Raw genomic sequence first — 18,162 nt, forward strand, 5'->3', positions numbered from 1 at the left:
CGCCAAGTGTGTCCGGCGACAATCACCTATCGCCTCGCGCCACCTCTGCAAGTGCGGCGACGCAAGAGACCCCGGACTGCTCCTATTCGCCAATGGTCGGAAACGGTGTGATCGACCAATGGATCAAGTCGACGGCGCGTCGAAGTATCGTCTCGGTCTGAGCGAGGGTGGGTGAAACAGCGATGACATACCCGATAGCGTCTCGGAAATCGCCTTTCCTGACGATCGGCGTCTTGGGTTCAACATACAATTTGACCTCAGCGACACCTGGCACGGCAGCCGCCAGACCGTCACCATCGATCCAATCGAGAGTGCCGTCGCAATCAGCAACCAGGATCCGCGCGGCCGCGATGTGCGAATGCCTTTTGCATAAATTCCATTCACCGCCGATGACAAGTTTGATGTGCTCCGTGATGAGATCGACGCCGCAGGCCGCTTGAACCAGCTGAGGGCTGGTCCCACCCGCCAAACGCGGATTGACTTCAATGACGACTGGACCACGTCTCGTCCATCGGAGATCAATGTTCGTTGGCCCCCAGCCAAGGCCGAGAGCTCGCAAACAGCTCAGCGAAACATCCGTGATACGCCTATGCTCATCATCGGTCAGCACGGCCGGATAGGTGTACTCAAGACTGACGAAATGCGGCGGGCTGCCGAAGTCAACGGCGGCAATTCCAAAGGCCTCGTTTCCCATTATCTCAGCGCTGTAATGGGAGCCTTGTGCGAATTCTTCGACCAATATCCTCGGTGAAGACCGCCATACTTGCTTCTCGCCCAACAGATAGGACGTATGTTCAGCTAACTCGTCGGCGTTGTGGCACAGTCGGACACCGCTGCTGCCAGAGCCTACGGCTGGCTTAACAATAACCGGCAGACCGATCTCCGCGGCAGAGCTTTTCACGTCGGTCGCATTCGCCGCCAAGCGATAAGCAGGTATTGGGACGCCGGCCTCCGCGAGAATCTGACGTTGCGTGAATTTGTCGTGGCAACGTTCAATCGATGCGGGGTTCGGTCCCGGTAGATCAAAATGCCGGCAGAGCTTGCCGACTGTCGTCGGGACCGACTCGTCGAGGCCTGAAAAGCCAGTAATGCCAGCGATGTCATATGTCTCACGCAGTCGACAACATTCGCGGATCAACGCGTCGAGATTGGTTGTATCGACACGGATTGCCTCAATGCCTTCCGCCGCAAGATAGTCATACTGAGTTGGATCCGCCGACAGGGTAACTGGACAGAGACCAAGGCGTTCGGCCGCGTTCACATATAGAAAACCAATACTCCTATGGCCTTCAACCAGGATAAGCGCTCTTCTTGCCACTGACGTTGACCCTCCGTTGTGTGGGCGGTCTGAGCGTGAACAGGCATCAGCTTTTAATCCGTGCCTGACCTCAGACTTTGCGGTGAAGGTATCACTGTCAGCGGCCCGCAAACGTAAAGTTCCTGCAAATTTAGTTGAAGGATAGGTGCTGTCACATGGGCGTTGTCACGGTGTTTGAAATGTGGCTGCGTGAGGCCGACAGATCGTGGTCGAGTAGCTCAGCCATTCGGCTTTCGCCCCCATACCGGGGGCTGCGGGCACTTGCGGTGCTGTGAAGCAACGTGCTGCGGTAGCTCCGCACGCCACGTTCTGTGGGAACCGGGGGCGGCGACCGCCTCCGGTGACCCGGTCGAAAGCCGAATGGCTGAGCTAGTTGTGGAGCCTCAACAGGTTGTTCTCGGTTAGAGAGCGAGGCGACTGATAGGTGTTTTGGACTTTAGGCTCCCGTGGGGACGGTGCCAATTGTAGCGATGCAGCCAGACCGGCAACTCTGCGGCGCGGTGATCTGAAGTCGGATAGGCAATGGCATAGGCCCATTCGCGCAGTGCTGTCTGGATGAAGCGCTCGGCCTTGCCGTAGGTCTTGGGCGTATAGGGCCTTGTCCTGACGTGCTTGAGGCCGAGACCGCGGCAGGCCTTGGCGAAGGCCTTCGATCTGTAGCAGGAGCCGTAGCACCTACGGAATGAAGGAGCGACGGCGACCGAGAGAGCGGTGCGCGCAGCTTTTCGCTGCAGGCGCGCACCACTGTCGAGGCGGCCATGGCCAGTCAAAGTTTCTCTAGAATGTGAATGTTCACAACCCATTCCGGAGAGACCGACCATGACCACTTCAGATTCTACACCCGCCGCCGCGGTGCTGGTAGCGATCGACATTGCCAAGGTGCGCAATGAAGTTCTGATCGAAGCACCAGGCCACAAGCGCCGGCGTCGCCTTTTGGTCCTCAACACCCGTGCTGAGCACGACCATCTGATCGAAGTGCTGCAGGCGTACGGCCGCCCTGTGGTCTGCGCCTTTGAGGCGACCGGGAACTATCACCGGCCGATAGCATGGCGCCTGGCTGAAGCGAGTTTTGAGGTGCGGCTGGTGTCGTCGCTAGCGCTGGCCCGAACACGAGAAGCGTTGCACAACAGCTGGGACAAGAACGATCCAAAGGATGCACAGGTGATGCTGCACATGCTCAGGATCCAGGCAACACAAGTCTACCATGATCCACTGCGCGCCGGCATCAACGACGTGCAGGAGCTGTCGAAGACCCATGAAGCGATCGCCAGGGCCAAGACCGAGATCCAGCACCGTATCCTGACGCACTACCTGCCGCTGTATTTTCCCGAGATCGATCGCTTCCGGGGGAACAGCCGCAGCGACTGGTTCTTCGCCTTCCTCCATGCCTTTCCGACCCCAGCAAGCATCACGGCGCTGACGAAGGAGGAGTTTGTGACAGCAGCGTGGGATGTCGTCGGTCGCAAGGTCAGCAAGACACAGATTCTAATGGATATTTACGAGACGGCGCGCTCATCGATCGGACTGCCGCTGCCGCTCGATGCCCCTGCCATTCGCATGTTCCGGATGGTCATTGACGAGGCACGCGGCCTGATCCGGCAACGCAATGAGATCGAAGCGCAGGCCGATGAGCTGTTGCGGCACAGCCAGGATTATCAGCTCCTACGCCAGATCCCCGGCATCGGGCCGATCAATGCGCTGACGATCATTGCCGAAGCCGGCGATCTTCGCCGTTTCGGTCATCATCGCCAGTTTCTAAAGTTCTGCGGGCTGAACCTCTCGACACAGCAGTCAGGCCAATATCGGGGCCAGACCCGCCTTTCCAAATTCGGCAATGCTCGGCTGCGCCGCACCCTGTGGATCGCCGGACAAGTCGCCATCCGCCAGCGGGAGAATGGCTTCCGTCATAAGTTCGAACGCTACATTGCTAGGGGTCGCGACAATCCCGATCTACGCCGCAAGGCGGCTATTACCGCCAAGATGGCGCGCGTCGTGCACGCTGTTGTCAAAGGTGGTTCCGACTACCGGCCCTTCGTTGAAGGGCGGGTGCCAGGTGGAAGAACCTCTGTCAGCTAGGGCCGTGAGGGCATCGCTTCGATGACCCTGTAGATAATGTTCGGGTCTTCCGCCTGGATCAGAAGCTCGTGTTGAGGACGGTGAGGGCCGCCTCCGTGCGTACCGTTTGTTTGCTATGGACGAGACCTTTTCCCTTGCCGGTGGAAGCCGCCTGTTTCGACGACTTGACCAACGTCACGCAGCGAGAGCATGCTGACGGATAGAGAGACCTTGACTGCAGACTCCATTTCGTTCCGCGCTTAGGACGTTGTCGCTCATGACGCGGGCTATCGTGACGCCGAGGCTGGCGTAGTAGGCCACCGCCGCCTTGAGGAAGGCGATGGCGCTCTCCTGTTTCTCATCTGGCAGGATCTGCGAGAAGGCGATGCGGGAGGCGTCGTCGATGCAGACATGGACGAACTCCCAACTGCTGCCGCGCGAGCTGGCATTGCCGGTACGTTTGCCGGTAATGCGATGACCGATGCGCTCAAAACGGCCGAGCTTCTTGATGTCAATGTGGATCATCTCGCCGGGATGCTCGCGCTCGTAGCGCCGGACCGGCTCGGCCGGTTCGATATCCCGCAACCGCGACAGTCCGGCACGCTTGAGTACCCGACTGACGGTAGCGGGCGAGACGCCGACCTCATGGGCGATGTGCTTGCCGGTCCAACGTTGCCGCCGCAGCGCCATGATGCGCTCGGCGATCAACGCAGCGGTGGCCTGCGGCGTATGGGCGGGCCGCGAGGAACGGTCGACCGTGCCGGCCCGCCCTTCGGCCTTATAGCGCTCGACCCAGCGCGCCACGATCTTGAGCGACACGCCAAAGAGGCGCGCCGCATGGGCTTTGGAAAAAGCGCCCTCTATCACCGACAGCGCCATCTCCTCTCGACGCAGCGGCGTGAGACGGGCATTCTTGTGGATGTTCATTCGGACCCTCCGGTGAGTGCTGAAGCCTGGTAACTCCAGTCTCCCCGGTCCGGTCCGAATGGACAACCTCCCGAAAGCTCACAGCTAGTCGACCACGACCGCCGTGAATGCACGGCCTGCCTGAAAAGCGCGTGTCGGCTTCACGCGGCCACATTTCAAACAACGTGACAACGCCCTCAAGAGCCTCGCGCCTGGCTACGAACCTCATGGTTGATGGCGCCTCCGGGTCATGAGAAACGCGCAGCTCAAAGAATCCAAGCAACCCTGGGCAAAACACGCATTCGGGCGAAAAGAAACGATTGCCTCTCCGTGACGATTGCGATAATGGCACCCTTTGAATGGGGTAGCGTTTCATTGAGTGTCCGATCTTGCAACGAGCGTTTCAGATCGCTCATGCTACATCGTTGTTTCGTATCTAGGGTGTAAGGTGTGTTAGATGATCTTGACCGGCGGATACTCGGCGCCCTTCAAAAGAACAACAGGCTGTCGTTCTCTGACCTTGCGGACCTCGTGGGTTCGTCTGCTGCCTCATGTATGCGCCGTGTCAATAAGTTACGCGCCGACGGGGTTATCACCGCTGATATCTCCCTAGTCGACCCTAAGGCGCTCGGTAAGTCGCTGACTGTGGTCGTCACAGTGGAGCTCGATCGCGAGCGTTTAGACCTCGTCGACGACTTCAAGCGGGCGATGAGGGCGGCAAAAGAAGTCACTCAATGCTATATGGTCACAGGCGATGCCGACTTTGTTCTTATTGTAGCAGTGGAAGACGTCGAGGCCTTTGACGTTTTTGTAAAGACCAAACTCTACACAAATCCTAATGTCCGCAAGTTCAAGAGCATGATTGCGCTGGACCGCGTGAAGTTTGAGCCCCGGGTGCTAGTGTAGCCTTCTTAAGGCCTGAACGTTTCCGCCACTCCTGCCCTGATTTTGAAGCGTGCGTTGCGGCTGAAGGGCTAGTTTGATCGCAATCGGCGCACCGAAGTCTGGGATTTATTGGATCGCCGGGTGACCGGCGGCCGCCCATAAAAGGGTAGCGGTAATCGATCGCGCTGATGACATTTGGCACGCACGGCGTGCTGGCGGTCCGAGGTGCGCCAACATTTGAACTGCTGAGATGTGGAGCCGCTGGGCGGTTTCGCGGCGGCAAATCGTGACCGGGTGTACGGAGCGCCTGGATTGCAAGATTTGGAGGACTCAGGAATGACACTTGCTGCAGCCGAACCTGCAACGGCTCTCCCGACCATAGAGCAACGGCACCGGGATCAACGACAGTATCCTCATGGCGTAGCCTTCATGGACGGTCAGTACCTGCCGATGTCCGAAGCCAAAGTGTCCGTCCTGGACTGGGGATTTCTGCATTCCGATGCCACCTACGATACCGTTCATGTATGGGACGGAAGGTTCTTCAGGCTGGAGCTGCACCTGGACCGGTTCTTCCGCGGGATGGAAAAGCTCCGCATGAATGTTCCCTACAACCGCAGTGAGATCGAGAAAATCCTTTCTACCTGCGTGGCGCTATCCGGGCACAAGTCGGCGTATGTGGAAATGGTCTGCACGCGAGGCGGGTCGCCCACCTTTAGCCGTGACCCGCGCCAGTCGGAGAACAGGTTCATCGCATTCGCGGTGCCTTTCGGGTCAGTCGCCAACAAGGAGCAGCTTGAGCGCGGCCTGCATGTCGCCATCAGCAACATCGTTCGGATCCCGCCCAAGTCGATCGATCCGACCATCAAGAACTATCACTGGCTCGATCTGGTGAAGGGACTGTTCGATGCGTACGACTACGGTGCCGAAACTGCATTGATCGTCGACATCAACGACAACATTGCCGAAGGGCCTGGCTTCAACGTTTTCACCGTGAAGGACGGCCGCTTGAAGACACCGGCTTATGGCGTCCTTGCCGGCATTACCCGCCAGACCGTATTTGATCTATGCGGCGAATTGAGCATCTCTGTTAGCGTCGGCGACATTGATCGCAACGAGCTGAAGGGCTCCGATGAGGTTTTCATCACGTCTACTGCGGGCGGGATTATGCCGGTGTCCAAGATTGACGAGACCGTTGTTGGCGACGGCAAGGTTGGCGCTCTAACACACCAGCTGACAGACCTGTATTGGGAGAAGCATGCCGATCCGGCATGGTCGACCCCGATAAATTACAGATAGTACCGCGATATATTCTCGAGCGCTCCTCCCCAGCGCCGGGGAGTCTGTGCTGCCGTGAGTCTGCCGATGACCGACGCTTTTATTTCTCATCTCTCGAACGAACTCGCCGGCCTGAAGTCGGCCGGCCTCTACAAATCCGAGCGGGTGATCTCGTCGACCCAGTCCGCCGAGATCGAGGTCGGCGGGCAGAAGGTGCTTAATTTCTGCGCCAACAACTATCTCGGCCTCGCCGACAGCGCCGACCTGCGCGCGGCGGCCAGCCAGGCGCTCGACCGCTATGGCTACGGCATGGCCTCGGTGCGCTTCATCTGCGGCACCCAGGAGGAGCACAAGCAGCTCGAGGCGACGATCTCGTCCTTCCTCGGCCTGGAGGACACCATCCTCTACGGCTCCTGCTTCGACGCCAATGGCGGCCTGTTCGAAACGCTGCTGGGCGAGGACGATGCGATCATTTCCGACGCGCTGAACCACGCTTCGATCATCGATGGCGTGCGGCTGTCGAAGGCCAAGCGCTTCCGCTACGCCAACAACGACATGGCCGAACTGGAGGCGCGATTGAAGGAAGCGAAGGATTGCCGCTTCCGGCTGATCGCCACCGACGGCGTGTTTTCCATGGACGGCATGGTTCCCAGTGGTGCCGAAGGGCCATGCGCGCATTCGCACGCAGATGTCAGCGGCGTATTCCACTGCGGACATTGACCGTGCGGTTGAGGCGTTTGCGGAGGTAGCAAGGGAGCTTTCGATCATATGACGCGTAAAGGACATACTGGTCCCTAACTACGCCAAAACTTAGCCGGATTGATGCGCGGCGCTGAACGTTTGGCGGCCTGAGGCGGTGATCTGGTCGCCGTTTCTGTTCTTTTTCACAAGTTGGTTGGGCGCCGGCAGTGATCATCCGTCGTGATGGAAGGCGGGGGTTGCGGGTTGCGGTCGGCGGGTTCGTTTCGGGGCGGGTGCGCCCCGTCGGTGCTGTCACATTGATTGAGCGGTAAGGTAGCAGCGGGGACTGTCAGGAATTCCGTGTGCGGGTGGGCGGTTGAACATTATGCCGCCATGGCTTTGATGAAGCGCTCGCCGAAGATGACGGCAAACTGGGCCTTGGCCATGGTCACTCACGTGGCGGCATTTTCCACTCTTTTTCGGACCGGTTCAAGATCAGATAGAGCAGCTTGGTGGCCGCGTCATCGCTGGGGAAGTGGCCCCTGGCCCTGACAGCCCGCCTGAGCTTCGAGTTCAGCGCCTCGATTGCGTTTGTGGTGTAGACGATCCGGCGGACTTCGTCAGGGAACGCAAAGAATGGGATGACCTCGCCCCAGGCCCGCCGCCAGCTCTGGCCGATGGCGGGATAGCGCTGGCCCCAGGGGCCGGCCTCGAACGCCGTCAGCGCCCTTTCGGCAACATCGGCATTGACGGCGCGGTAGATGTCCTTGAGCGCTGTCGCCAGCCCTTTGCGGTCTTTCCAGGAGACGAAGTCCATGGAGTTGCGCAGCAGGTGGACGATGCAGGTCTGAACGATCGCCTCCGGGAACACGGCGGTGATCGCGTCGGGGAAGCCTTTCAGGCCATCGACGACGGCCAGCAGGATATCATCGACACCGCGGTTCTTGAGCTCGTTCATCACCCGCAGCCAGAACTTGGCGCCTTCATTCTGCTCGAGCCACAGGCCGAGCACCTCCTTGGCGCCATCGGCGCGGACGCCCAGTGCGATATGAATGGCCTTGTTGCGGACCATCCCTTCATCGCGGATCTTGACCCGGATCGCGTCGAAGAAAATGAGCGGATAAACCGGATCGAGCGGGCGCTGCTGCCAAGTGGCGACTTCATCGAGCACGGCGTCCGTCACCGTTGAGATCAGATCCGGCGACACGTCGACGCCATACAGATCATGCAGGTGTCCGGTGATCTCCCGGGTGCTCATGCCGCGCGCATACATTGACACGATCTTTTCGTCGAAGCCGGGGAAGCGACGCTGATACTTGGCGATCAGCTGCGGATCGAAACTGGCCTGGCGATCACGCGGTATGTCGATCTCCAGCTTGCCGGTCTCCGTCGTCACGGTCTTGCGGCCGTAGCCGTTACGCGTATTGCCTACGTCTTCGCCGCTCGCCAGATGATGGTCCATCTCCGCGTTCAGCGCGCGCTCGGTCAGAGCCTTCTTGAGCGAATCCAGCAGGCCGCCCTGTTCGAAGGCAGCACTGGCTGCGCCTCCCGCCAGAAGCTGGTCGAGAAGATCATTTGGTATCGCAGGGTCTTTGCGTCGGGTCATAGAGGGAATCCTTTTTACCCATTATGCCCGCCCGCACACGGAATTCCTGAGAGTCCAGTAGCAGCGCGCCTATCATGGTGGGTGCACCGACCTACAAGAACCACCGCTATCCGCTCGAAATCGTAGCCCGAGCGGTCTGGCTCTACTTCCGCTTTAATCGTACGCCTCCGAGGAGGGCCGCCTTGCGGGCGAAGGGAGGATGTAGCTGACTGTCGGTATGGATATCGCTACTGACTGTCGCCAAGTCACTCGTCTCGAGATTGTTGACACTGGCCGCCGGCGCCGCTGGTCGGAAGAGGCGAAGCTGCGGATTGTCGAGGAGAGCTATTCGGCTCCGCGGCAAGCATCCGCGACAGCGCGGCGTCACGGGATTTCCAACCCACTGCTGTTTGCTTGGCGCAAGGCGCATCGCGAGGGTCGGCTCGGCGAAAGTGGCGTCTGCGATTTCGTGCCGGCGGTGATCGTAGCGGAGCAGCCAAAGAAGGGTCCAGAACCGGCTGGCGGGCGCTGGGCCGACTTCACCCGCTTCAGCGACGACGGCAGAATCTGCCTCAGCAACAACGCGGCCGAAAGAGCGCTGCGCGGCATTGCTCTGGGAAAGCGCAACTGGATCTTTGCCGGCTCCCAGCGCGGCGCCGAACGCGCCGCCGTCATGCTTACCCTCATCACCACAGCACGCCTCAACGACGTCGACCCGAAAGCCTGGCTCGCCGACGTCCTGGGCCGCATTGCCGATCTTCCCACCTCGCGCCTGCACGAACTACTGCCCTGGCAATGGAAGCGCCTGCGCGAAGTCGAGCCCGAAGATCAGCAGGCCGCCTGACCTTCACGCATCGCCATCATAGAGCCCGCCGCGCGCACGCGCCTATGCCAATCATGCGGCCTTCGTCGTATGCGTACCTTTAATCTGAGCCTGCGCGATGTCGAGGAAATGCTGCACGATCGCGGGATCGTCGTTTCCTGCGAGACCATCCGCCGATGGTGCCGAAAGCACGGCCCTGGTTATGTGCGCCGCATACACCGCAAGACGCCGACGTAAGGCGATGTCTGGCACCTCGATGAAGTCTTGGTGCGCATCAACGGTCAGAAATGCTGGTTGTGGAGAGCGGTTGATCAGGACGGATATGTGCTCGATGAGATCGTCCAGACGCGCCGCAACCCCAAGGCCGCCAAGCGCCTGCTGACGCGACTTCTGAAGAGCAGGGCATGTCGCCAAAGCGTATGGTCCCCGACAAATTGCGCTCCTACGGGGCGGCCAAACGCCAGGTCACGCCGAAGGTGGAACACCGCTCGCATAAAGGCTTGAACAACCGGGCGGAGAATTCTCACCTGCCGTTCCGAAAACGGGAGCGAACGCGACAGGGTTTCCGGTCGGTCGGCTCATTTCGTGTCGATCTTCTCCGTAGTCCGAAACCTCTTTGTCCCATCCCAGACAACCGCTCGGCAGCACAAATTCGAACCCGTCGACGCCAAGCCATGGCCACGTGGGAAGCCGTGAGTGCACGGCCTGCCCGAAAAGCGCGGTGTCGGCCTCACGCGGCCACATTTCATACAACATGACAACGCCACGACGTCAGCCCCGTCGCCCACCTTGCCGAAACCCTCGACGCCACATCATCAACGGCTATCCGCAGAGCCAGATCGAGGAACTCATGCCTTGGCGATTCCGAAAAGCGTCAAGCCCAGATCCGTAGGGGATCAGCGACGCGCTTACGCTTCAGCGTATGCATACGTCATCAACGAATTCTTTCACTCGTCGTTTGCGGTGCACCTCGGCGCCAGCCCACCGCTCCCGTATCTCCTCACATTTCAGCTGCATTTCCCGGAACAGTGTTTTTGCTAAAGAAATCTGGTCGTCGGTTGATCGTTTTGCGGGTCCTCCTCCGAACTGCAAAGCGTCCCTGCCCTCTTCAGGACTCGCCGGCAACACATCAGCGAGGTGACTGGCCAGTTCGCTTCGGCGCTCCGCGACGCCGGCATCCTGAGACAGGCGTTCGGCGATCTCGCCAACTAGTGTGTGGGCCTGCCTGAAAGGAACGCCTCGCGACGCCATCCGTTCGGCGGCGACGGCCGTCATCGGTGAGCCGTCTTCGAGATTCTCACGCATCGACCTCACGTTGAAAGACATGAACTTCACGATGAGCGATGTGAGGGTTATTGCCCGCTTCAGGGCATCTTCTGCAACGCCCAGCGGAGAGCAGCCGTAGTTGCTTGCTTCGATAGAGTTGCTGAAAGGCGCTTTGCAGGTTGCCGTTGCCGCAGAAACGTAGGCCCCAACCACTGTGCTTGCCGACCCCTTGATGTGTTCAAGCAAAAACGGGTTCTTCTTTTGGGGGAGCATGGAAGAGCCCCCAGCAAGATTTTTTGGAACATCGATCAGCGCGAACTCCCGCGTCGTCCAAACCTGCAGATCCTGCGCCACACGGCTGAGCAAAATTGAAACGCCAGCGAAGATCGACAGCGCTTGCAGGTGATGATCGCGGCTTGCGACCGCATCGAGTGAGTTGAATGACGGCAGTTCAAATCCCAGAAGATTTGCGGTCTTCAACGGATCTATACGCATACTGGTACCTCCACCCGCACCCGCCCCCATAGGGCAGTTCCTGATGTCTTCCAGCAGGCAATGGAGGCGCTGGCGCTCGCGCCCCAGAGCGAAGAAGACGCCAAGCAGGTAGTGCCCTGGCGACCCAGGGAGTGCGATCTGGTACTGACTGTACAGCGGAGCCACAAGTTTCGATGCCTCTTCCGTTCGCTGAAGCAGTGCATCCTGTAGAATTCCTATTTCCTGCGAGGTGGAACACGCGGCCTCCCGAAGGGCCAGCAGAGAAATAGTCGCGTTCAAGTCGTTGCGGGATCTCGCAAGATGCAGCCAGCCGGCCTTTTCCGGTCCTGCTCTGGCGGCAAGTTCCGCCTCATAGGCCAGATAGAGGCCACGCGGAGCATCGCGGCCCTCCAATGACTGAAAGCCCTCGTCCTGGAGGTCCAAGATGTGCTTGAGGAGATCAGCAGCGGCTGCCGGGCTGACTAAGACCTGGTCCGCGAGCATCACCAGATGTGCTTCGTCTATGGCCGCTTGGTATTGCAGAAGGCGACCATCACGCGTGATTTGGATAGGGGGAGCGAGCAACTTCATTGCTTCGGGATGCAGGGTCCACCTAGCATCGCTTGACCCAGCCTGCTGCTTGTTGTCCGATTCACCACCACCCGTCTCGATGTCGATCTCAAGCGAGTCGATCATCCCTTCAGCTGCCGCGGCAGCTGCATTGAGTTCATCAGCGACGCCAATTGCGTAGGCTACTCGGTCTCTAAAGTCGCCATTTATTTGAACTTCCTCCCCCTCAGATTTGAGAACACTGGCATCAGGCACTGTCGGCTCTCTATCTCGAGAGAAACCCAGGCGTTTGAGCTTGCCGGATTTGTGAGCAAGTTGGAAACGGATGGCTCCTGCTCTTGCTCTTGCGCCAGCGCGCGGAGGTGTGAACCCTTCTCCCGCGTAAAGTTTGATAACCATGTCCAGGATTGACGTGCCCAAAGCGTGCGACAGCATGACTGGGATCATTCCTCCAGCCAGTCTGGGATTGACCTCAATGATGACCGGGCCCGACTCCGCTATCATGAACTCTACATGAGCCGGTCCGAACTCCAGGCCGAGCGCCGATACCGCGCTCACGGCAAAAGCTGCCAATTCCTGGAGTGAGCGCTCCGGGAGCGGGGCCGGGAAGTCATGTCCCACCTCAACGAAGCAGGGAGGCGGGCCTTTGTGCTTGGCAAGAATTCCAAGGCAATGCAGCGTCCCATCGTACGCAATTATCTCTGCTGAGTATTCCTTACCCTCCACATATTGCTGAATGAGGACGTCGGGGTTGCACAGACCTACTTGATCGAGCAGTGCGCCCCTTGCACTCTCAAACGCCTTGATGGCGGCTCCGGCACTATCGCACAATCTCACGCCGCTACTACCGCTTCCGGAGACCGGCTTCACGACCACCGGGAGAGTAGCTTGGGCAAGAATATTCTCGACGTCTCTGACGGAAGCGGCCAGCCGAGTTTCGGGGATCGTGATTGATTGTCGCTGCAACTCGGCCGCTTGCTTCCATTTGTTGCGGCATGTGGCTATGGCCTCGGGATTCGCCGCTGGTAATCCCATCGCCGTCGCGGCACTTGCCGCTGCTTCCACAAAATAATCCGACGACGAGTATATTCCTGCCAGGCTTTTTACTTTAACGGCGACGCCGGTGAGTTCGCCCGGGCTGCGCGTTTCAGCTTCGATCACCTGGGCGACGGAGTCCTTAAGAAACGGATAGCGCGTCGGATTGCGGGTAACGAGGTAAGGTTCAAAGCCCAGGACTCGGGCCCGCTTCATTAATAGTTCGCCCGTGCCGGTCGTGTTGCTTTCCACGAAAAGGAAGCTGCCTCGATTCCTCACGACTTGCCCTCCAGCGCGTTCAGAACAGCTTCTCGGCTTTTCCGATTCCAACGACATCGGTTCCAGGGCGGGAGAGCGGTCGAGGGATGCGCTTCGCCCGACGGAGCTTCCAGAAGAACACCTTCATGTAGACACCCGTTCTGCTTGAGCCACTCGTGATCGTAAACAGATTCGACGTAGCGGTGGCCTTCATCGGGACATATGACGACTACGGTTTCTTCTGGATACTGCTGAGCACGCCAACGCCCCACAATATAACTCGCTCCAGAGGTCGGACCGGCGAAAACGGCGTGCCGCTCGTGGAGGGTTCGCGTTGCAGCGAATGCGAGCTGAGCCGAGATGAGATGCACCTCGTCATACAGTTCATGCTTCACGTTCTTGGGGACAAGACTATTCCCCAGGCCCCGCAGTTTCCGTTCGCCATCCTGTTGCCCAAAAATGACACTGTTGAAGGTATCCACTCCAATCAGGCGCGCCCCAGAGGCTTTTTGGCGGAGGCGCTCTATCGTTCCGCAGGTAGAGCCGCCTGACCCCACAGAACCTACCAGAGTTACGTCGGCGTCCAACATCTCCGATATTTGGTCGGCGAAGACCCTATAGGCTGCGGGGTTGTCGGGGGTTTCGTATTGCCGGGGCCAGAAACAGGAGTGGCCAAGCTGTCTCATCCTGGCGTGTAATGCGTCGAGGCGGCTTCTTTGATAGCCACCGTGCCTCGCCTTCTCGGTTATTATGAAGACCTCGGCCCCCAAGGATTTCAGCCTCTTTTCCAGACCCTCGTCCATTACTGGGTCCGTGAAGATTTCGAGCTGGAATCCACGTTCTCGGCAAATTACGGCCAAACCCAGCGCGAAGGTTCCGCTCGAAGTCTCGAGAACTCTCATGCCGTGCGTCAAAGTCCCTCGAGCCAGCGCTTGCTCAATAATGTACTTCGCAGGGAGAAGCTTCATGAATGCGAACTGCGCAAGATAAAGGTTCGTCTCACACCTAATAATGCTGGGGAGAGCATAGGCATCAGAATAGCCCGAGAATGGCAGGTGTTTGCGAACAGCGTCCATATTGCTTCCCTCACCGGCGGCCAGTCATGGTCAGATATATTTTTGGCGAGTTGTCGAAAGGCGATACATGGGCGAGCACGGACCGAAGTTTCCGTGGAAAGTCAGCCGCCATTCGATCAAGCAGAATTCCAATCATTGTGCCGCTGTGCGCGACTATGACCCCGAGAGCGTCACTCGCCTCGGATGCTTTCAGCATCGTGTTCAGATGCTCCTTTGGAGCCCGCTCCTGATGCAGAAGCGCGCTGGCCGTAGCTATTCTGCCTATCGTGGCCGTGTCACCCCGCGGAATTGCTATCCGTGCGTTGTCGAGTAATTGACGATATTCTGCTCTGTGACTGGCGGAGATTTCACCTCGCCGTTGATCATAGTCGACAGTTTCGACCGTTCCTCCTTCGTCAATACCAACGATTGCAAGCGGCGGCATTTGCCCGAGGAAGGAGATGAGGCTACATGCTCGCTGCTGATATGCGACCACTCCCGGGTACATTACCCCGTCGGACGGCTCGATCTCCGCCATTAGCTTTTCGATCAATGATGTCCGGACTTTATGCTTGAACGAGCAGGCGATTGACCGTGCCGCCGCAACAAGATCCGCAGACGAACTTGCCAGCCCTTTGCCTTCGGGGAGCTCAGATTGCAAAAGCAGGATCCCCCCTGAGGAGCCGAGCGCAATCACGAGATTCTCAGCCAGTCGTTTCGCTTTGACTTTATGTGGCGGATAAACGGTTACGGATCGCGTGCCTGCAATCGGCATGAAGTGAGCTCGCGCAAAGAGCGCGATGGGCATCGTTACTAAGAAGTGAGGGTCCCGAACGGAGCCGACCGGTAACTGACCTTGCAGCAACTCGCCGAATGTACCGCAACAAAGGGCGTCGCTAGAATGAACACTTGGCTGCTGCCCGTCCTCGGCGACAATCTGGGCCGCATCTGCGCCGTCGAACGTCTGGTGATACATGTATGGCCTCCAAACTTCATCGGCGGCCGCTTCGAGAAGCTCCCTTGTCGACATGCTCGCCCCGTTGGGGCCGATGGGATGGATAGAGTTTTGCATCGCCATATCACTTCCCCGTCAGATACATTGACGTGCGATTTGCTGCTACGAAGGCGAGACCCGGATCATCTGAAGATGGGCTCGCGTTTCAGTTGGGATACTTTCAAGTAGCTAGGGCGCCATGACCTCATATTTTGGGGTGAACGTAGCATTATCAGCAATTTTAGGTCGTAAAGATTCTGTGAAATTACTTGTAATATCTGTTGCGCTGTTGGTGACCGGCAGCGTCGCGTGGAGCGTCTCAGCGAATTTCGGTGGGTTCGATATTCGAGGGGTGTCAGTCTAACCAGTCACTGATGGTTTGCGGTAAGCGCTAATCAGACCCAATATTGGGCGGGACACTTCGCGATGATTCTCCCGGGAGATGGGCTTGCAGTCTCCGCCCCAGTCCAGACTTGACAGCTTTGCGGTCAGCCGAAGGTGTGGCCGATCGGCTGAACGCCCTAGCTGAGCTGGCATTGGTCGGTGAATCGAAATGCGCGGACTATGGGGGAGGCGATGGCGCCTAGCGCGAATGTCTCGTCGGTAGCGCGAGCGCATGGATTGAGCCCGCAGCAGGCGCAGGCGAAAACGTTGCACAAGCGGGCACCACGCGTTTTCCGGAGACCCCTCGCGGTCGCGTGGTGTTGGTGTCATTTGCTGCAATCCTCCTGCCTATGGCTCGTGCGTGCGATCCCGCGGGCGAGGCGCCCAGCAGGCCAGGGCTCAACGCAAGGCTGCGAATCCAGGTTAACGATGAAGCTCGTCGAGGATTGAGGCGAGGTAGTCGATGCTCCAACCGGCCTTTTGGCGTCTGAGCGAAGGAATGCTTGTGGCCGATAGCTCTAACGAGGTTGAGAGCGAAGTGGCGGTCAATAGCATGTTGAGGGCGCCCTGGCCCTTTCTGAGCCGCGACTGATCGTCATTGAAGGCGACGTCGAGTGTCCAGTGCAGGGCATTTTCAATCAGCTAGTGGCCACGCACGGCGTAAGCGGCCGTTCGGCTGTCAGCGCGGCAGAGGCGATAAAGTATCGCGTGTCGAAGCGGCTTCTATTTTTTAGTCCGGTGCGTGAATTGACGTGCACGATGGTTGCGGCGTCTGGCAGGCGCAGTTCGCCGGGGAAGCAGCGCTGGCCTTCGAGCCAGCTGGCCTCGCGGCTGACGGTGACGGTGCGCTCCTCGATGCGGCCATGGGCCTTGTCGAGATCGACGAAGCTGTCGAGGCAATCGGCGGGAGCGGCGTCGAAATAGCTCTCGATCTCGGCTCTGAGTCTCGGTTGGTTGGCCTTGACCGCGAGCAGGAAGTCGGCGCCGGCACCCCTGATGGTGGCAGCAATGGCAGCATTGGTGGCGATGGCTAGATCGCAACGAGCGCGCCTTGCGGCCGTCATGGGCCGCCAGGCGCAGCACAAGCACCGGGATCGCGGTCGTCTCGCTGCTCTTGTCAATGACGGCCTCCTGCAGAGAACGAGGCACGAGGTTGTTCGCCCAAACGACCGAGCGGGCATCGGGCGAATCCGGCCGTACCTGGATGTGTGACAAACATTTTTCGGTCGAGGCGACGTAACGCCAGAGTGAGGGTCGACGCAAAGCACTATCTGTCGCGATCCCAGATTTTAACGCGAAGAATTGTGCGACGAAAGAGTTGCCGCCCATTGCGCCCCTCAACATCCCACTTGATCGAAAACGCCAGATGAGGCGACGCACTAGCGATGTGTTCAATGCCGCTTCTGTGCGCAAAGTTTCACTTTGTCTGACATCCGACAATTGTTGGATGTGAGACAGGGCGCCAAATCCGCAAACCCGGTGTTTTAATCGAATTTCTTCTCTGGCACGTTCTGTGCAGCGTGGCTTGCGAACGCATCAGCAAGAAAATAGTCCCATGATCACACTCACTGAAAACGCCGTCGCCGCCGTCAAGGCCGCGCTTTCCCGCGCCGACGAACCGGCGGAAGGCTTTCGCATCATGGTCGAGGCGGGCGGCTGCGCCGGCCTCAAATACCTGATGGGTCTGGAAAGCGTCTCGCGCGAGGGCGATGCCATCATGGAGACGGACGGGTTCAAGGTGTTCGTCGACGCAAAATCCCAGCTCCATCTCGCCGGCATGACCGTTGACTTCGTCACGGACCTGGAGTCCTCGGGCTTTGTCTTCGACAATCCCAATGCGCGGGCCAAATGCGCCTGCGGCAAGTCCTTCGGCTAGCCGCCATCACGACAAGGATCGGCGCCGTGCGGGATAATACCGACAACGTCTACCTCTTCAGCGACAAGCTCTATTTCATCAACCCGAACAATGTCGGCGCTTTGGACACCCCCAATGCGGCTGGCGAGGTCGGTGCCGTCGCCTGCGGCGACGGGCTTAAATTGATGATGGGTTTCGACCCCAAGACCGAGACGATCACCGCCGCAGCGTTCCAGACCTTCGGCCGCGGCTCGGCCATAGCCGCTTCCTCGACATTTACCGAATTCATCGTCGGCAAGACCATCGATGAAGCCCTTCAGATCACCGATCAGGACATAGCGGATTTTCTCGGCGCCCTGCCGCCGCAGACGATATACTCATCGCTCGACCGCCTCATCCTGGAGCGCGGCTTGCGGCTGATGAGCGAGTTCTTCCGTGCTGTGAGGCAGGCTTTCGAGGAGACACCAGCATTCTCCCGCCTGGTCCTCGTCAAGGCATCATCGCCATGAGCGACGTGATCGAGGCGTTTCTCGTGGTGACAGGCGTCGAGGAGCGAGAGGCCCTTCCCCACAGCCTTCCCCCGCTGAAACCCAATTCTGCGTGGAATTCGGGCGATTGGGTTTTTGGCATCGAGCCTCGACAGTGGACCGAGATGCAAAACATGCAGTGGGACATTTCCCACCTTTTGCCGCGTCTCGTAGGCCAGCAGAGGCGCTCCCGTGCTCAGTCGAAGGCCGCGTAAG

9 protein-coding genes and 10 pseudogenes are annotated in these 18,162 nt (G+C 58.9%); 11 read left to right on the top strand and 8 right to left on the bottom strand.

Annotated features, from left to right (window positions below):
• Positions 1 to 82: 82 nt before the first annotated feature.
• The gene (locus EB815_RS31955) at positions 83 to 1,318 is read right to left on the bottom strand and encodes an ATP-grasp domain-containing protein (RefSeq protein ID WP_065005767.1); all 1,236 of its coding nucleotides are present in this window, start codon (positions 1,316 to 1,318) and stop codon (positions 83 to 85) included.
• Positions 1,319 to 1,687: 369 nt separating this feature from the next.
• Positions 1,688 to 1,986 (bottom strand): annotated as a pseudogene (locus EB815_RS31960) (integrase core domain-containing protein); the annotation flags it as partial.
• Positions 1,987 to 2,137: 151 nt separating this feature from the next.
• Here EB815_RS31960 and EB815_RS31965 point away from each other — a divergent pair.
• Positions 2,138 to 3,419 (top strand): annotated as a pseudogene (locus tag EB815_RS31965) (IS110 family transposase).
• A gap of 221 nt (positions 3,420 to 3,640) precedes the next feature.
• Here the strand turns inward: EB815_RS31965 and EB815_RS31970 are convergent.
• A pseudogene (locus EB815_RS31970) lies at positions 3,641 to 4,300 on the bottom strand (helix-turn-helix domain-containing protein); the annotation flags it as partial.
• A gap of 429 nt (positions 4,301 to 4,729) precedes the next feature.
• On the opposite strand from EB815_RS31970, the gene EB815_RS31975 reads away from it, so the two are divergent.
• The 3 genes and pseudogenes from EB815_RS31975 to EB815_RS31985 all read left to right on the top strand — a co-directional run.
• Positions 4,730 to 5,185, top strand: coding sequence for an Lrp/AsnC family transcriptional regulator (locus tag EB815_RS31975; protein WP_065005757.1), 456 nt, complete (start codon positions 4,730 to 4,732; stop codon positions 5,183 to 5,185).
• 315 nt (positions 5,186 to 5,500) lie between these two features.
• Entirely contained in the window at positions 5,501 to 6,460 is a 960-nt protein-coding gene (locus EB815_RS31980; RefSeq protein ID WP_065005756.1) for an aminotransferase class IV, read from the top strand.
• Positions 6,461 to 6,526: 66 nt separating this feature from the next.
• Positions 6,527 to 7,111 (top strand): annotated as a pseudogene (locus EB815_RS31985) (aminotransferase class I/II-fold pyridoxal phosphate-dependent enzyme); the annotation flags it as partial.
• 392 nt (positions 7,112 to 7,503) lie between these two features.
• Here the strand turns inward: EB815_RS31985 and EB815_RS31990 are convergent.
• Positions 7,504 to 8,726: pseudogene (locus EB815_RS31990) on the bottom strand (IS256 family transposase).
• 217 nt (positions 8,727 to 8,943) lie between these two features.
• On the opposite strand from EB815_RS31990, the pseudogene EB815_RS31995 reads away from it, so the two are divergent.
• The 3 pseudogenes from EB815_RS31995 to EB815_RS32005 all read left to right on the top strand — a co-directional run.
• Positions 8,944 to 9,090 (top strand): annotated as a pseudogene (locus EB815_RS31995) (transposase); the annotation flags it as partial.
• 141 nt (positions 9,091 to 9,231) lie between these two features.
• Positions 9,232 to 9,549: pseudogene (locus tag EB815_RS32000) on the top strand (transposase domain-containing protein); the annotation flags it as partial.
• A gap of 78 nt (positions 9,550 to 9,627) precedes the next feature.
• A pseudogene (locus tag EB815_RS32005) lies at positions 9,628 to 10,286 on the top strand (IS6 family transposase); the annotation flags it as partial.
• 157 nt (positions 10,287 to 10,443) lie between these two features.
• Here EB815_RS32005 and EB815_RS32010 read toward each other — a convergent pair.
• The 3 genes from EB815_RS32010 to EB815_RS32020 are packed head-to-tail and all read right to left on the bottom strand — an operon-like array spanning position 10,444 to position 15,162.
• Entirely contained in the window at positions 10,444 to 13,125 is a 2,682-nt protein-coding gene (locus EB815_RS32010; protein ID WP_245303398.1) for a lyase family protein, read from the bottom strand.
• A 23-nt stretch (positions 13,126 to 13,148) separates the two neighbouring features.
• Complete coding sequence (locus EB815_RS32015) at positions 13,149 to 14,207, bottom strand: cysteine synthase family protein (RefSeq protein ID WP_065005753.1); 1,059 nt, start codon at positions 14,205 to 14,207, stop codon at positions 13,149 to 13,151.
• A gap of 10 nt (positions 14,208 to 14,217) precedes the next feature.
• Positions 14,218 to 15,162, bottom strand: coding sequence for a hypothetical protein (locus tag EB815_RS32020; protein ID WP_245303397.1), 945 nt, complete (start codon positions 15,160 to 15,162; stop codon positions 14,218 to 14,220).
• 650 nt (positions 15,163 to 15,812) lie between these two features.
• Between EB815_RS32020 and EB815_RS33805 the strand changes: the two are divergent.
• A pseudogene (locus EB815_RS33805) lies at positions 15,813 to 15,971 on the top strand (CapA family protein); the annotation flags it as partial.
• Positions 15,972 to 16,116: 145 nt separating this feature from the next.
• On the opposite strand, the pseudogene EB815_RS33810 reads toward EB815_RS33805, so the two are convergent.
• Positions 16,117 to 16,727, bottom strand: a pseudogene (locus EB815_RS33810) (ISAs1 family transposase); the annotation flags it as partial.
• A 392-nt stretch (positions 16,728 to 17,119) separates the two neighbouring features.
• Here EB815_RS33810 and EB815_RS32030 point away from each other — a divergent pair.
• The 3 genes from EB815_RS32030 to EB815_RS32040 are packed head-to-tail and all read left to right on the top strand — an operon-like array spanning position 17,120 to position 18,161.
• Positions 17,120 to 17,440 (top strand): HesB/IscA family protein, encoded by a 321-nt coding sequence (locus tag EB815_RS32030; RefSeq protein ID WP_065005750.1) that lies wholly within the window; start codon positions 17,120 to 17,122, stop codon positions 17,438 to 17,440.
• A 26-nt stretch (positions 17,441 to 17,466) separates the two neighbouring features.
• On the top strand, positions 17,467 to 17,928 hold the full coding sequence (locus EB815_RS32035) for an iron-sulfur cluster assembly scaffold protein (RefSeq protein WP_065005766.1): 462 nt from the start codon (positions 17,467 to 17,469) through the stop codon (positions 17,926 to 17,928).
• On the top strand, positions 17,925 to 18,161 hold the full coding sequence (locus EB815_RS32040) for a hypothetical protein (RefSeq protein WP_065005749.1): 237 nt from the start codon (positions 17,925 to 17,927) through the stop codon (positions 18,159 to 18,161). Before EB815_RS32035 ends, EB815_RS32040 begins: the two co-directional genes overlap by 4 nt.
• Position 18,162: the final 1 nt, after the last annotated feature.

It is taken from the genome of Mesorhizobium loti, assembly GCF_013170705.1.
Classification (GTDB): domain Bacteria; phylum Pseudomonadota; class Alphaproteobacteria; order Rhizobiales; family Rhizobiaceae; genus Mesorhizobium; species Mesorhizobium loti_D.